At 70.8% G+C, this 15,728-nt stretch carries 7 protein-coding genes and 1 pseudogene; 7 read left to right on the top strand and 1 reads right to left on the bottom strand.

Annotated features, from left to right (window positions below; genetic code table 11):
- Positions 1-3: 3 nt before the first annotated feature.
- The 5 genes and pseudogenes from PV646_RS30830 to PV646_RS30810 all read left to right on the top strand — a co-directional run.
- Positions 4-4,116 carry a glycoside hydrolase family 38 N-terminal domain-containing protein gene (locus tag PV646_RS30830; protein ID WP_500345789.1) on the top strand — a complete coding sequence of 1,371 codons (4,113 nt, stop codon included), beginning with the start codon at positions 4-6 and terminating at the stop codon, positions 4,114-4,116.
- A gap of 248 nt (positions 4,117-4,364) precedes the next feature.
- A complete protein-coding gene (locus PV646_RS30825) occupies positions 4,365-5,912 on the top strand; it encodes a substrate-binding domain-containing protein (protein WP_500345788.1) in 1,548 nt (515 codons plus the stop codon).
- The gene (locus PV646_RS30820; protein ID WP_500345787.1) at positions 5,909-7,645 is read left to right on the top strand and encodes a hypothetical protein; all 1,737 of its coding nucleotides are present in this window, start codon (positions 5,909-5,911) and stop codon (positions 7,643-7,645) included. Before PV646_RS30825 ends, PV646_RS30820 begins: the two co-directional genes overlap by 4 nt.
- 183 nt (positions 7,646-7,828) lie before the next feature.
- Positions 7,829-8,563, top strand: a complete 735-nt coding sequence (locus PV646_RS30815) for a class I SAM-dependent methyltransferase (RefSeq protein WP_500345786.1) — start codon at positions 7,829-7,831, stop codon at positions 8,561-8,563.
- A 50-nt stretch (positions 8,564-8,613) separates the two neighbouring features.
- A pseudogene (locus tag PV646_RS30810) lies at positions 8,614-11,688 on the top strand (alpha-(1->3)-arabinofuranosyltransferase); the annotation flags it as partial.
- Positions 11,689-12,585: 897 nt separating this feature from the next.
- On the opposite strand, the gene PV646_RS30805 reads toward PV646_RS30810, so the two are convergent.
- Positions 12,586-13,791: a lipopolysaccharide biosynthesis protein gene (locus tag PV646_RS30805; RefSeq protein WP_500345785.1), complete on the bottom strand. Its 1,206-nt coding sequence runs from the start codon at positions 13,789-13,791 to the stop codon at positions 12,586-12,588.
- Positions 13,792-13,884: 93 nt separating this feature from the next.
- Here PV646_RS30805 and PV646_RS30800 point away from each other — a divergent pair, with 93 nt between their 5' ends.
- Both PV646_RS30800 and PV646_RS30795 read left to right on the top strand, forming a co-directional pair.
- Complete coding sequence (locus PV646_RS30800) at positions 13,885-15,573, top strand: MmpA family trehalose lipid delivery protein (protein WP_500345784.1); 1,689 nt, start codon at positions 13,885-13,887, stop codon at positions 15,571-15,573.
- Positions 15,561-15,728 (top strand): hypothetical protein, encoded by a 168-nt coding sequence (locus PV646_RS30795; RefSeq protein ID WP_500345783.1) that lies wholly within the window; start codon positions 15,561-15,563, stop codon positions 15,726-15,728. Before PV646_RS30800 ends, PV646_RS30795 begins: the two co-directional genes overlap by 13 nt.

The raw sequence follows: 15,728 nt of genomic DNA, 5'->3' as shown, positions 1-15,728 counted from the left end.
ACCGTGGTGTTCGTCGAAAGCACGGATCTGTTCACCGGATCTGCTTCCGCTCCACGCCAACTGGTTCGGGTCACGCTGTCGAAGCCTCGACCCGAACCGGTGTGGGTGCGGATCACCGGCCCTCTCGTCCGCACACCGGAGCCGGTTCGGGTCGCGGCAGGCTCCGGCGAGGCCGTGGCCGAGGTGGGCGTCGTCTTCTCGGCACCCGCCACCGCGGGCACGACCTACCCGGCCGCCGTCGTCGTCGCACCGGTCAGTGGTACGCCGCCGTCGACGTGGGACGTCACGATCATCGCCGCGGAGACCGGGTGGACGATGTGGATGGTCTCGCACTTCCACTACGACCCGGTGTGGTGGAACACCCAGGCCGGGTTCACCGAGACGTGGCTCGACCTGCCGGGCGCGCAGGCGAGGCGGATGCCCTTCCAGCTCTCCGCTTTCGACCTCGTGCGCGCCCACCTCGACGCCGCCCGGCAGGACGAGGACTACCGGTTCGTGCTCGCCGAGGTCGACTACCTCAAACCGCACTGGGACAGCGTGCCGGGTGACCGGCAGGACCTGCGCCGGTTCCTGCGCGAGGGCCGGATCGAGATCGTCGGCGGCAACTACAACGAGGCCAACACCAACCTCACCCATCCGGAGTCGACGATCCGCAACGCCGTCTACGGCGTCGGCTACCAGCGTGACGTGCTGGGCGCCGATCCGCGCACGGCGTGGATGCTCGACGTGTTCGGGCACGATCCGTCCTATCCGGGGTTGATGGCCGACGCGGGACTCGATTCCAGCGTGTGGGCCCGCGGACCGTGGCACCACGTCGGGGCCAAGCGGCACACCGATGACATCACCAGGATGCAGTTCCCGTCGGAGTTCGAGTGGATCTCGCCCAGCGGCCGCGGCGTGCTCACCTCGTACCTGGCCGATCACTACGTGGCCGGGTGGGAGATCGAACGCAAGTCCACTCTGGACGAGGCCATGGCGGAGGCCTACCGCCAGTTCACCACCTTGCGCAAGGTCGCGGCCACCAGGAACGTGTTGCTGCCGGTGGGGCACGACCACAACGTGCCGTCGCGGTTCTGCACCGAGATCCACCGCGAGTGGAACGCGCGCTACGTCTGGCCGCGATTCGTGGTGGGACTGCCTCGTGAGTTCTTCGCCGCGGTGCGCGCGGACGCCGAGGCCCGCTCGGTCACGTTCAGCCCCCAGACCAGGGACATGAACCCGGTCTACACCGGCAAGGACGTCTCCTACATCGACACCAAGCAGGCCCAGCGAGCGGCCGAGGTGGCGGTGCTCGACGGCGAACGGCTCGCCGCGATCACCACGTTGCTCGGCGCACGGTATCCGGCTCTCGCGCTGGACAAGGCGTGGCGTCAACTGATCTACGGCGCGCACCACGACGCCATCACCGGCACCGAGTCCGACCAGGTCTACCTGGACCTGCTGACCGGATGGCGCGAGGCGGACGAACTGGGCCGCACGGTGCTCACCGAGGCGATCGACCACCTGGCGGCCTGTGCCGACACCACCGGTCCCGGCGAAGCCGTCGTCGTCGTGAACGCGCTTGCCTTCGCCCGCGACGCCATGGCCACCGCGACCGTTCGTCTACCGGGCTTCCAGGGCGCCCGCGTCGAGGACACCGAGGGCAACTCCGTAGCGGCGGTGACCGAGAGCGTGGTCCGGCACCGAGACGGCTCATTGGAACTGACGCTGACGTTCCTGGCCCGCGAGGTGCCCGCGACCGGCTATCGGGTGTACCGCGTGGTCAACGCCGCCACGACACCTCCGCCGTGGACGCCGCGGCCTGGGACTGCGGCTGCTTCCGAATCGTTCGTCGTCGAGGCGGATCCCGCGCGCGGCGGCGCGTTGTCGAGCGTGTACGACCGCGTGGCAGGACGCGAACTGGTGCGGCCCGGCGGTCTCGCGGCGGAACTGCTGGTCCAGGAGGAGCATTCCGGTCATCCGGTGTGGGGCGAGGGGCCGTGGCACCTGCTGCCCAAGGGACCCGGTGTCAGCGCTGGGAAGGCCGAGGTTCACGTCGAGTCGAGCATGGTCGGCGAACGCGTCGTCAGCGTCGCCTCGCTCGGGGATCTGCGGATCACCCAGCAGGTGACGCTGTGGAACGGACTGCCTCGCGTGGACATCCGGTCCTTCGTGGACGGTTCGATCGGCCAGGACCGGTTGCTGCGCAGCCGGTTCGCCTTCGACCTGCCGGGAACACTTCCCGTCGCCGAGGTCGGTTTCGCCGCGGTCGGGCGTTCGTTCGGTTTTCCGGACACCGACGCCGCGGCGGATCTGTGGACGCTCGACAGCCCCGCGCACACCTGGGCCGGACTCTCCGCGACCGTGCGGCTGCGGTTGCCGGACGGAGTCGTGCACGCCATCGGCGTCGCCGAGGTGATCGCGGATTCGGACGCGCGTGGTGTGATGGCGGCGTTGGTGGCCAAGGGTGTCACCGCGACCTGCACCCGTCCTGCCGGCCCCCGCTACGGCGCCCTGGACGTGGACTCCAACCTGCCCGATGTCCGAATCGTCCTGGGCCACAACGAGTTCACCGCGCAGGTGCTCGACAGCGCACCCGCGGAGTACCGTGCTTCACTCGCTGAGTCCGGCATGGTGTTCGTGCCGTCGTCACAGTGCCGGGCGCAGCACTGGAAGCCCTCCGCGGACCTGCGCGGGCCGCGAGACCTGCCAGTGCTGATCGTGACGGACGTGCTCGCCCTGATCGACGATCTGGGCGACGCGTGCGTCGAGGTCGCCGGCCCAGGTGGCACGACCGATCCGGCGACCGATCACTCGGTCGCCGTCGTCAACCGCGGCACTCCGGGATTCGTCGTGGCACCGGATGGCACGCTGCACGTGTCGCTCATGCGGTCGTGCAGCGGCTGGCCCGCCGGCGTGTGGATCGACGGCGACCGGCGCACGGTGCCGGACGGGTCCAGTTTCGCCTGGCAGCACTGGTCCCACACGTTCGACCTCAGCCTGATCTCGGGTGCCAGGGACTGGCGCCGGGCCGGGTTCGCCAAGGCGGGCCAGGACGTCAACCACCCCGTGCACGCCCGCCAAGTCCCGTCCACCCCCGGCGACCTGCCCCGTGAACTGGCCCTGCTGACCGTGACCCCACCGGACGCGCTGCTCACCTCCGCCAAGGTCCTGGGCAATCCGCTCGCATCCTGTCTGGGCAACGACCCCGGCACGGACATCGCGGTCCGGCTGTACGAGCCGGCCGGGACGCCGGTCACCGCCGCGGTGTCGCTGTACGGCGGCCTGGAAGCGGCCTACCGCACAGACCTGCTGGAGGAACACGACCTGGAGCGACTGACCGTCCACTCAGGACAGGCGGCGGTAGAGCTCGGAGCGGCGGACGTCGCGACCATCCGCCTGGTGCCGGCCATCCGCCCGCAGTTCGGGCAGAACTCCGGTGCGGCCCCGCACACCGCCATCGATCCGATCTACACGCGCTACTGGCGTCACAACACCGGGCCCGCGCCCATCGGCAACCTGCCGGTGACCGTGCACGTCAACCCGAGCCACGTCCGGCTGAGCCCCGGTGCCACTCGCCAGGTCCAGATCACGGTCGCCTGCAGCGGCAGCCCAGCCAGAGGTCGCGTCGAGTTCGGCGACGACCAGGTATGGGACTACGACCTCGCGAGCGCCGAGTTCGCCGAGTTCACCGGTCAGGTCACCGCGCGGCCCGGACGGCACCTGCACACTGCGCGCGTGCGCGATCACTTCGGCCAAGTGCTGGAGGACACCGTCGAAGTGGTGTCCGGGTCCGACACCTCTCGCGAACTGCTCGAGGTGTCGCTCAGGGCCAGCGCCCTGAACCTCGGTCCCCACGAGTGTTCGCTGCTCCCGGTGACCCTGGAGAGCCGCGCACAGAGCGAGGTCCGCGGCGAAGTCACCGTGATCAGCCCGTTCGGCACCTGGAGCGATCCGGTGCGCATCGGCCCCCGGACTCAGCCGTTCGTGATCCCGCCCCAGGGCAAGATCACGGTGCACGTCACAGCCGCGGCGACAGGTGCCGCCCGTCCAGGCTCGCACTGGTGGACGCTCGTGCGGGTGTCCGCTCACGGCAGGCTGTACTACACCCGTGCGGTGCCCCTCACGATTCGATAGGCCGAGCGGGGTCGAGTCGGCACCGGCCTGTCGGTGCCGGCTCACCCGAGCCGAAGGAACGACTCGCCGGGTTTGCAAGGCGCACTTCCGCAGCCCGCCTCCCGCGTCCCATGGTGATCCTCACCCCAGGTCGGGCCAACGACATCTATCGGCTCCTGACTTGCGCGGATAACCTCCGAGATCAATTTTTCCGGGAAACTCGGGCTAGGCTGCCTCGACCAGTCAGCGGCGACGAGGGGTTGGGGCCTGTGGCTCGGCGTTCGGACTCACCGGTGGTGATCCTGAGCATCCTGCTCGTGCTTTCACTCGTCGGGTGGCTCGGCTTCGACTACCTGCACGAACGGCTCTCCTCCTCGAGTTGTGACACGGTCGCCACGCTCAGCGTCGTGGCCGCGCCGGGCATCGCCTCGGCCGTGGCCCGCGTGTCGGAACAGGACAGTGCCGCGTGCTACCGAGTCGAGGTGGTGGCGCGGGATTCCACTGAGGCCGTCCAGACCCTCGCGCAGGCCAAACCGGATGTGTGGATCCCGGAGTCGTCCCAGTGGCTGCTGCGCGCCCAGCGGCGGGGTGCGTGGGACCTCCCCGTCACGGGCCCGTCGATCGCGTCCTCGCCCATCGTGCTGGGGCTGACCGAGACCGCCGCGCGGAAGTTCGGCTGGCCAGAGCGCACGCCCACCTGGGCCCAGGTGTTCAGCGGCGAGCCGGCGATCGGACTCGTCGACCCGGCCGTCGACCCGGCGGGCCTGTCGGCGTTGATCGCCACAGGTGAGCTGACCGGATCCGCTCCGGACCCGGCCGGTTCCTATGCCCTGACGCTGCGCAAGCTCACCAAGCACACCGTCCAGAAGCCCTCCGAGCTGTTCGATCCCGCCCGGCCTCTGGACGGCGTGGTGACACCGGAGTCGGATTTGGGAAAACACGGTCTGGTCGGGGTGTACGCCGATCCCGCCGTGCCTTCGCTGGACTACCCGTACGTCGTCCTGCCCGGTTCCGATCAGGGCAAACGTGATGTGGCGCAACAGTTCCTGAGCCGCTTGCTCGACCAGGCCTCCGCCGGGCAGTTCGCCGAGGCGGGCCTTCGCGGGCCCGACGGGCGTGCCCTCGGGGGGTCGAGCGCCGCGGTGGTCCGGCCGGTCGCGCCTCCCGCCGATCCCGACCAACTGCTCAACCAGTGGGCGGCGGTCAACCGCAGCGCCCGGATGCAGGTGCTGCTGGACGTGTCCGGGTCGATGGCCCAGTTCGTCCCTGGGGCCGCCGCCGACCGGATGACGCTCACCATCAAGGCCGCCGAGTTGGGCATCAGGCTGTTCAAGCCGACCACGAAGATCGGCCTGTGGCGGTTCTCCACGAACCTCGACGGCGACAAGGACTACAAGGAACTCCTGCCGGTGCGGCCGATGGGTGAACTCCTGGCCGACGGCTCGCTGGACGAACTCCGCAAGGTCAAGGCGATCCCCAACGGCGCCACCGGCCTGTACGACTCGGTGCTGGCCGCCTACACCTCGGCCCGGCAGAACTGGGAGCCGGGCCGGATCAACCTGGTGGTGGTGCTCACCGACGGCAAGAACGAGGACCCCCGGGGGATCACCCAGGAACAGCTGCTCGCCCAACTGGCCGAGTTGCAGGACCCGAAACGGCCGCTGCAGATCATCGGCATCGGCATCGGGCCGGACATCGACCCGGTCGAGCTGCGGGCGATCTCGCGGGCGACCGGCGGCGACGCCTACACCACCGAGGACCCGACCAAGATCGTCGACGTGTTCTACGCAGCGATGGGCAGGTTGCTGGAGACGTGACCACCACCACCGAACCGCGGCAGATCGTCCTGGCCTGGCCCCGGCCGATCACCCTGGCCGCGGTCGCGATCGGCGTCATCCCGTTCGCGATCCACGCCTGGATGGCGTTCAACGGCTACTTCGGGCACGACGACTTCGTGATCCTGCACCGGGCGGCGACCCACGGACCGTTCGACCTCGACTACCTCTTCCAGGACTACAGCGGCCACCTGGCGCCCGGCACGTTCCTGCTGGCGTGGTTCATCACGGCCGTCGCGCCACTGAGCCACGTGTTCGCCGTGCTCCCCCTGCTCGTGATGCTCGCGGTGGCGTCCGTGCTGTTCTGGCGGGTGCTGACGCGGTGCTTCGGGTCGCGCTGGACACTGCTGTTGCCGTTCGCGGTGTACGCGTTCTCCCCCCTGATCCTGTACCCCACGCTGTGGTGGGCCTACGGCGTGCAGCTCTTCCCGTTGCTGCTGACCATGTTCGGCGCGATCAACGCGCACCTGACCTACCTGCGCACCCGCGAGGCGAAGCACGTCGTCTTCACGGTGCTGTGGACCGTCGCCGGGCTGGCCTTCTACGAGAAGGCGGCGCTGTTCGTCGCCGTGCTGTTCGGGATCACGGTGCTGCTGGGCGAAAAGGCGCCCTGGCGGGTGTGGCTCGCGCACGGCGCCGTCGTCGCCGGGTTCGCCGTCCTGTTCGTCGCCCTGACCACCAGCCGGGTCAAGGAAGACCTGCCGTCCGCGGACTTCATCGCGCAGTTCGTCGGCAACGCGGTGCTGAACACCTTCCTGCCGGGCTTGTTCGGCGGCCCGTGGACCGGTCCCGCGCCCGGTGCGACCATCTCGACGTCGCCGCTGTGGCTGCGCCTGGCCGTGGCCGCGCTGGCGGTGCTGGTGCTCGCCGGCGCTCTGCTCAAGGCACCCCGGCGCGCGGGGGCCGCCTGGCTGATGCTCGCCGGTTATCTCGCGGTCGACCTGCTTCTGGTGATCGTGACCCGGCTGCCCGAGATCGGGCCGCTGATCGGCAACGACCCCCGCTACATCGCCGACGCGGTCCCGATCGCCGCGCTCTGCGCGACGTTCGCGTACCTCCGCCCCGGTGAGCACTCCGGCGGGCTGAGGAGGCCCGTCGCGCTCGGTCTGGTGGTGCTGCTCGGGATCAACGCCACGTTCAGCTTCCTGTGGCTCGCACCCGGCCTGCGGTTCGCCGAGTCGGAGCAGTACGTCAGCACCGCGCGTGCCGCGCTGGCGGCGAACCCGTCGATCGCGCTGTACGACACGAACGTCCCGGACGCGATCATGTCGGTGTGGCTCGTCGAGGACGGCAAAGCGTCCAGGGTGGTCGGTCAACTCCCGCAGCGGCCGAAGTTCGACCAGCCGGCGGAGGAGATGTTCCTGCTGGACGACAACGGATCGCCGCGCAGGATCACCGGCGTCAAGGATCCGGTCGTCGGCAGGAAGGGGCCGGTGGCCGACTGCGGCTACCCGGTCGGTGGCCAGGTCGTGACGATTCCGTTGAGCAGCCGGGTGGAGGGCCGTCGGCTGCTGCGGATGGAGTACTACACCTCCAGCGCGGGCCCGGTGCGGCTCGCGCTGGGAACGGTCGCCCAGGAGGTGAACTTCGCCGAGGGCCTGCACGTGCTGTACGTCGTCGTGAACGGCAATTCAGACCGGCTGGAGGTCAACCGCGGCACCGCTGTGGACCCGATGTGCGTTGTGGACGTCCGGATCGGTTCCCCTACGACGTGACCCGACCTAGTGGTGCGGCCCGGAAGGTTGCCGGGGGAATTCGCGTTCAGACGGGTGCATCGTGGTGCCGCCCCCGCGCCTTCGTACTGGATGTACGGGGGTGCGGGGGCGGTGCCGCGAGGCTCCCTGCTGAGCGTGAATTACCTCGCCAACTTTCCGGGTCGCGCCATTACACTCCCGCGAATGACCTTCGACCAGGTGCGCCGCGACTGGACCCGGCTCGGCGAAGCGGATCCGCTGTGGGCGGTGCACGTGGCGCCGGACAAGCGCGGCGGCCGGTGGGAGGTCGACGAGTTCCTCGAACTGGGGCGGCAGGACGTGGCGGTCGCCCGTGAGTGGCTCGCCCGGCTCGGCCTGCCGGTGACCTGGCGGCGGGTGCTGGACTTCGGGTGCGGGGCCGGGCGGCTGTCGCAGGCGCTGGCCGAGCACGCCGACGAGGTCGTCGGCGTGGACGTCTCGCCGCCGATGCTCTCCACCGCCGAGAACCTGGACCGCAGCGGCGGGAAGTGCCGGTTCGTCCACAACGACACGCCGGATCTGCACCGGTTCCCCGACGGCGATTTCGACCTGGTCTACACCGAACTGGTGTTGCAACACCTGCCGCGCACGGCGATCGAGGGCTACCTGGCGGAGTTCATGCGCGTGCTGCGTCCCGGTGGCGTGGCGGTGTTGCAGTGCACGACGAGTCCGTTGTGGACGCTCAGGGGCCTGCTCTGGCGGTTCGCGCCCTACCGCCTGGTGGCCTGGGGCCAACGCGTCGTGCTGCGCTACCCGGCGCCGATGCGGATGACCGCGCTGGCGCCGGACCGGCTCCGCGCCGTGGTGGCCGGGCACGGCGGTGAGGTGGTGGACAGCGTGTCCGAGGACATCCCGGTCAGCCACTGGCGGTCCACGAGATACGTCGTCCGCAAGAGGTGACGCGCCTCAGGTTGGCCGTGGGCTTGCACCGCAACCCCACGGCGTGGGTCATGCTGGGTCTCACGCTGCTGTCGTTCCTGCAACGCCCCGGCCGCACGACCTTCGACACCAAGCTCGACCTCGTGGTCGACCCGCTGGCGTTCCTCGGCCGCGCGCTGCACCTGTGGAACCCCGCGGCCAGCGGTGGCGAACTGCAGAACCAGGCGTACGGCTACCTGTTCCCGATGGGGCCGTACTTCGCGGTGTGCCAGGTGCTCGGGCTGCCGCCGTGGATCTCCCAACGCCTGTGGTGCGCCCTGCTGCTGTGCGGCGCGTTCGGCGGTGTCCTCGCGGTCGCGCGGGCGCTGCGGATCGGCACCGCCCCGGCGCAGTACCTGGGGGCCGTCGCGTACGCGCTGGCGCCGCGGATGCTCACCGAGATCGGCCCGCTGTCGGCGGAGATGATCGCCGCCGTGATGCTGCCGTGGATCCTGCTGCCCTTGATCAAGGCCGACCGGATCTCCTCGCCACGACGGGCGGCCGGCCTGTCCGGGCTGGCGACCCTCGGCGTCGGCGGGATGAACGGCGCGCTGGTGATCACGGTTCTGCTGCTGCCCGGTCTGTGGCTGCTGACCCGGCAGTGGACAGCGCGGCACGTCCGGCTCGTGCTCTGGTGGTTCGCGTCCGTGGTGGCGGCCGTGCTGTGGTGGTTGCTGCCGCTGATGCTGCTCGGCGAGTACAGCCTGCCGTTCGTCGACTACGTCGAGTCGGCCGCCAACACCACGGCTCCGACGTCGCTGTTCCAGGTCCTGCGCGGCACCAACCAGTGGGTGGCCTACGTCGTGCAGGGCAGCCCGTGGTGGCCCTCCGGTTTCATGCTGGTCGACAACCCGGTCCTGATGCTGGCCACCGGGCTCCTCGCGGCGGCCGGCCTCGCCGGGCTGGTTCGCCGCGGACTGCCGGAGCGGCTCTTCCTGACGATCGGCGTCATCGCGGGCGTCGCCGTGATGACCATCGGCTACGTCGGGGCGCTCGACAGCCCGCTGTCCCACACCGTTCGCGCCCTGCTGGACGGTCCGCTGGCCCCCCTGCGCAACGTGCACAAGTTCGAGCCCGGCCTGCGGCTGCCGTTGATGCTCGCGTTCATGCACGCGGTGTCACGCGTCCGAATCCCGGCCGCCGCGACCACCGCGGTCGCGGGCAAGGTCCGGCTCGCCGTCGGTGTCCTGCTGGTGGCCGTGATGGCCGTGCCCGCGTGGACGCTCACGTTGCGGCCGGGGCCGGGGTGGCAGGAGATCCCGAACTACTGGCGTTCCGCGATGACGTGGCTGGCCGACAACGACCCGGACGCCCGCACCCTCCTGCTGCCCGGCACCGGGTTCGGCGAGTACACCTGGGGCAAGACGGTCGACGAGCCCGCCCAAGCGCTGGCCCGGTCACCCTGGGCACTGCGCAGCCAGATCCCGCTCGGCTCCGAGGGCAACACCCGGCTCATGGACGCGGTCGAGGACGCGCTCGCCGACGGGCGCGGCGCACCCGGACTGGCCGACTTCCTCGCTCGGTCCGGGCACAGGTTCCTGTTGGTGCGCAACGACATCGACCGGGTCGCCACCAATGCGCCACCGGTCACGATGATGCGGGACGCGCTGGCCCGCTCCGCCGGGATCGAACGCGTGATGACGTTCGGCCCGGTGGTCAAGCCGGGTGACCAGCCGGTCGTCAACTCGATCGACCTCGACGCCGCGGCCGCGCCCGCGTTGGAGATCTACGAGGTGAAGCGGTCGGTGCCACGCGCGGTCGCGGTGAACGCCGAGGACGTCGCGACGGTGAGCGGTGGGCCGGAATCCCTGTTGCCGCTGCTCGACTCGGGAGTGCTGCGGGGAGATCGTCCTGCCGTGCTGGCCGGTGACGGCGGCGCGCCCGAGAGCCGGGATTGGCTCGTCACCGACGGGCTGCGGCACCGGGAGCGCAACGTCGGGCGGGTGCGCGACAACCTGAGCCAGACGCTCACCGCCGACGAGCGGCCGAGGCAGGACCGACCGGCGTCCGACATCCTGCCGTTCTCCGGTCCGGAGCACCTGACGGTCGCGGCCTACCGCGGGATCCGCGGCGTCACCGCCTCGAGTTCGGCCGGGTTCGCGGACTCCGTCCGCGCCTCCGACCCGTCGTCCATGCCCTTCGCCGCGATCGACGGAGATCCGTACAGCGCCTGGCAGTCCTCCACCTTCGCCGGACCGGCCGGGCAGTGGCTCGAAGTCGGCCTGGACACGCCGCGGGTCGTCGACCAGGTGGCGCTGCGGATGGTCGACGACATCCGGGTCGGCTGGCCGGTCACCCGGATCAGGATCACCACCGACTCGGGTTTCCGCGACCACGAGGTCGCCAGGGGCGCCGCGGAGCAGGCGTTCGCGGTGTCGCCCGGGCTCACGAGCAGGGTCCGGATCACCGTGCTGTCGGTGGCGGCGCAGTTGACCAGCGGCGCCGTCGGCATCGCCGAACTGTCGGTGCCCGGAGTGACCGCCCAACGGGCGTTGCGGGTGCCCACCGACGTCCTGCCCGGCCCCGGACAGCAGACGACCTTCGCCTTCAGCCGCGGCCCTCAGCCGCGCTACTCCTGCACCGGCACCGACGGCGACCAGCGGTGCGACGTGGGACTGGCCAGGAGCGGCGAGGAACCCGACGGGATCCACCGGCTCTTCCGCACCCGCGACGACGCCAACTACCGTCTCGAAGGGACGGTCCTGCCCACCGTCGGCGGCACCCTCCCCGTCACCGCACCGGGGTTGACCGTCTCCAGCACGACCCAGTTGGCCGGTGACCCGGGCGCCGCGCCTCTGGCCGCGGTCGACGTGAACCCCACCACGACGTGGATCGCCGACTACACCGACGAGGAACCCACGCTGCGCCTGGCCTGGCCCGCCGCCCGCGACGTGACCGGCTTGCGGCTGACCACGTCGGCGCTGTCCGGCGCGTCCCGCCCGACCGAGGTGCAGATCACCACCCCGGAGCTGAGCCGGACCGTGCCGGTGTTCTCCGACGGCTCGGTCGACTTCGTCGCGACCACCGACCGGCTGGACATCACGATCAAGAAGAGCGAAGGGGTTCCCGACCGCGTTCCGGGACCGGTGGGCATCAGCGACGTCGAGATCGTCGGTGCGCCCGATCTGGTGCGGCCGATCCCGCTGGACACCCCGTTCACCGTGCCGTGCGGCTCCGGCCCGGCCGTCACCATCGACGGAACCGCCTACGCCACCACGGTTTCCGGCACGCTGCGGGACGTGTTTCAGCACCGTCCGCTACCGCTGGGCACCTGTCGGGACCTGGTCGAAGGCGTCGACCTCGGAGGCCGGGAGCACGAGGTGAGCACAGCTCGATCGGCCTCCTTCGTGGTGCAGGACCTCACCCTTCGGCCCAGCACCGCGGCGGCCACCGCGCCGCCGGGTCACCGCGCGATCGACTTCGAGCGATGGGATGCCGCGCACCGAGAACTGCGGGTGGCCGCCGGGCAGGCCGCGGTCCTCAGCATCCCGGAGAACGCCAACGACGGCTGGGTGGCCAAGGTGGACGGCAAGCCGCTCGCCCGCACCAGGGTCGACGGGTGGCAGCAGGCCTGGGTGCTGCCGGCCGGTGGCGTGACGACCGTGGTGCTGGACTTCGAGCCCGACACCACCTACCGGCAACGGCTTCTGGCCGGCGCCGTCGCCGCGGCGCTCCTGGTGCTGGTCACGCTTGTGCCGGTGCGCAGACGGGTCCGGATCACCACGTCCCCCGCGGGCAGGCGGTGGGTGCCGGCGGCGCTGGTGGTGCTGCTCGCGGCCGTCGGCGGGATCCTGCCGGTCGTCCTGCTGATCGCGAGCCTGCTCGTCCGTGCCGTGGCCCAGCGGTTCACCGCGCGGTTCAACGTCACGGCCTTGATCGTCGTCGCCGGGATGGCGACCGCCACCGCGATCGCGGTCGTCGGACGCCTGCAGGGACACGGGCAGGGCTGGGCGTACGGAACCGCCACGCAGGCCGCCATCCTCGTCGCCCTGGCCGCGGCGGTGTCACCGTGCCTTGACTGGTTCGACCCGGGACCGGAACTCGATCAGGGCTCCGAAGCAGGTGAGCAGAGCGGTGGCGGTGACGGCCCCGGCGACGACCTGGGTCGGCGAACCGTGCCACCAGCCGAGAACGAGCACGACCTCGAACCCGACCGCCAGCCAGGTCAGTGACGTGGACCAGCGGTCGGCGCCCGCGATCCTGGAGTACAACAGGATCTGCACGAGCGACAGCAGCGATCCGACCAGGGCGAACGGCCACACCGGAAGGCTGCTCGCCGCGTAGGCCGAACCGCCGACTAGCGACACCACCGTGCGACCGAACACCGCGCAACCCAGCACCACCACGGCGTCCACGGCGGCGCAGACGCCCAGCGCGATCGGCACGATCCGGCGGCGGGCCTTCTCGTCGGCCAGCTTGGGCAGGACGACGACGGCGATCGCGTACGGCAGCCAGTACGCGATCTTGGTGATCACCGAGCCCACCGCGTACTCCCCCGCCTCACGGGCGGGAAGGCTGTGCCGGGCCAGCACCAGGTCCAGGTTCACCAGGAGCACCAGCGCCAGCAACGCCTGCACGGTGTGCAGCACGTCGCGCACGTGCCCCGCGGTGCGGGGGCCCGGCACCGGTCTGCCGCAGATCAGCCAGCCCACGAAGGCGACGACGACCGACCCCGCGACCGTCCCGGCGAACGCCCCGGCGGGCGTGCGGAACACGAGCAGGCCGAGCAGCGTGCCGCCGACCCGCCCGACCCCCTCGGTCGCGATCAGGCGGACCATCGACTGGAACCGCTGCGTACCCTGCAGGATTCCGTGGCACAGGCCGACGAGCGTGATCGGCGCGAGCGAGCAGGCGAGCAGCAGCACCGCCCACGGCCCCGGCAGGTGCAGCAACGCCATCAGCACGGGCGAGACGGCCAGCGCGGTGACCAGGACGGTGGCACTGGTCATCAGGCCGAGCGTCACCAGCGGCCCGCGATCCTGTTCGGGCGCCCGCGCCACCCGCAGGGCGATCACGGTCTGCAAGCCCATCGCCGGCACCGCGCCGATCGCCAGGAGCGCCAGCAGCGAGCCCATTTCCCCGAAGACCGGCGGCGCGAGCAGCCGCGCGGCGATCACCGTGAGCAGGTAGCTGGCGACGTTGCTGCCGCCGAACGCCACCGCGATCGCGATCGCGTCGACGCGGGTCCTGGCCGGAAGTGTCTCCGCCACTGGCTTCGTCCCCTAAGTTACCGAAGGGTAATGGTTGGGGAACTATAGTCCCGCAGTCCAGGTTCCGGGCTGCCGACGAGAAGAGCAGGTGCGATGCGGCTGGTTCTGCCCGCGGTGTCCGCCGTGCTGGCCCTGCTCGTGCTCACCCCGTTGCTCGGCCGCGGCTTCGTCCTGAACTACGACATGGTGTTCGCGCCGGACCAGTCGCTCCTGCCCGACGGCCTCGGTCTCGGCTCGGCACTGCCCAGGTCGGTCCCGGCGGACGCGGTGATGTCGTTCGCGACCGCTCTGCTGCCGGGCGACGTCGTGCAGAAGATCGTGCTCCTGGCGGCCCTGTTCGCCGGTCCGCTCGGCGCGGGCAGGCTCGTGCCCACGAACTCGGTGGCGATCCGGGTCGTCGCCGCGGTCTGGTACGGGTGGAGCGCGTACGTGGCCGAGCGGCTTTTCATGGGCCATTGGCCGTACGTGGTCACGTACGCCTGTCTGCCGTGGATCGTGGCGGCCGGGCTCGCGGTCCGTCGAGGGGAACCCAAAGCGCTCCCGAAGCTGATTCTGGCCTGTGCTCCCGCAGTCCTCACGCCGACCGGTGGAATCATCGCCGCGGTGCTCGCGGTCGTGTGCTCGGGCCGCCGCAAGCTCGCGGTCACCGTGCCGGTCACGGTCCTGCTGAACATGCCGTGGTTGCTGCCTTCCGTGCTGCACCCCGGCGGCTCACTGTCCAGTCCGGACGGTGCCGGGGCGTTCGCCGCCAGGGCCGAGAACTGGGGTTCTCCGGTCACCAGCGTGCTCGGCCTCGGTGGGATCTGGAACGCCGAGGTCGTGCCGGGCAGCCGGGAGATGCCACTGCTGCCGGTGATCACCCTGCTGTCGGTCGCCGTAGCCCTGGTGGGGCTGCGTTCGCTCGCGCCGCGATGGGGCCTGGCGCCCGCGCGTTCGTTCGTCGTCCTCGGCGCGATCGGCGTCGCGATCGCGGTGTTCGGCACGCTGCCGGGCGGTGGTGACGTGCTGGCGTGGGCGGTGTCCCACGTGCCCGGCGCGGGTCTGCTGCGGGACTCGCAGAAGTGGGCCGCGTGGTGGGCGCTCCCGCTCTCGCTCGGGTTCGCCCTCGGCGTGGAGGCGGCGGGGAAGTACCTGACCAGCAGGACCTCGCTCGTGGCGCTGGCGGCGCTGCTCCCACTCATCACGATGCCCGACTTCGCCTGGGCGGGGTCGGGGCGCCTGGAGGTGGCGAACTACCCGGCCGACTGGAGTGCCGTGCGCACCGTGCTGGCGGCGGACGACGGAGCGGGCGACGTGCTGGCCCTGCCGATGTCCGCGTTCCGGCGGTTCTCCTGGAACGGCGACCGGACGCAACTCGATCCGGCGCCCCGGTTCCTGCCGAGGACCGTCGTCATCGACGACGTCGTGCACGTCGGTGGCAGACCGGTGGCCGGGGAAGACCGCAGGGTCGCGACGATTCGCCGGGCGATGGCCCGCGACGACGGTCTCGGCGCGTTCGGGATCGGCTGGGTGCTGGTGGAGCACGGGACGCCCGGCTCGGTCGACCCCGGCGTGCTCAGGGGCCTGCGGGAGGTGTGGTCCGGGCCGTGGCTGACCCTCTACCGGGTGCCGGGGGTGATCGCGCCCCCACCGGCCGGAGCGCCGCGATTGCCTGTTGTCGCAGGAGATCTCGGCGCGTTGGCGGTTGTCGCGTCCAGCCTATTGTGGCTGCTATTACCAGCCGGTAGATTCAGGCGATCCAGTCACTCGCGGACAGCCGAGGAGCAAGCGTGCGCACATTGATCGGTGCCGTCATCGCGGTCGTCGCCGGGCTCGCGTTCGCCGGTGGCGGAACGTACGTCCTGGTCAATTCTCTCGCGCCGGACAAGGCCGTCCAGCTCGAGAACGCCCCGGCGCCCAACAACTCCAACGACACCGTCAACTACGGCACGCCGTAA

This window comes from Streptomyces sp. ID05-26A, assembly GCF_033794685.1.
Lineage (GTDB): Bacteria > Actinomycetota > Actinomycetes > Mycobacteriales > Pseudonocardiaceae > Lentzea.
Note: the sequence above shows the minus strand (reverse complement) of the source record. Positions and strands in the feature narration are given on the sequence as shown.

Coding starts and splice junctions, on each gene's coding strand:
- PV646_RS30800 (WP_500345784.1), top strand. CDS start 13,885: ATGCGGCTGGTTCTGCCCGCGGTGTCCGCCGTGCTGGCCCTGCTCGTG.
- PV646_RS30815 (WP_500345786.1), top strand. CDS start 7,829: ATGACCTTCGACCAGGTGCGCCGCGACTGGACCCGGCTCGGCGAAGCG.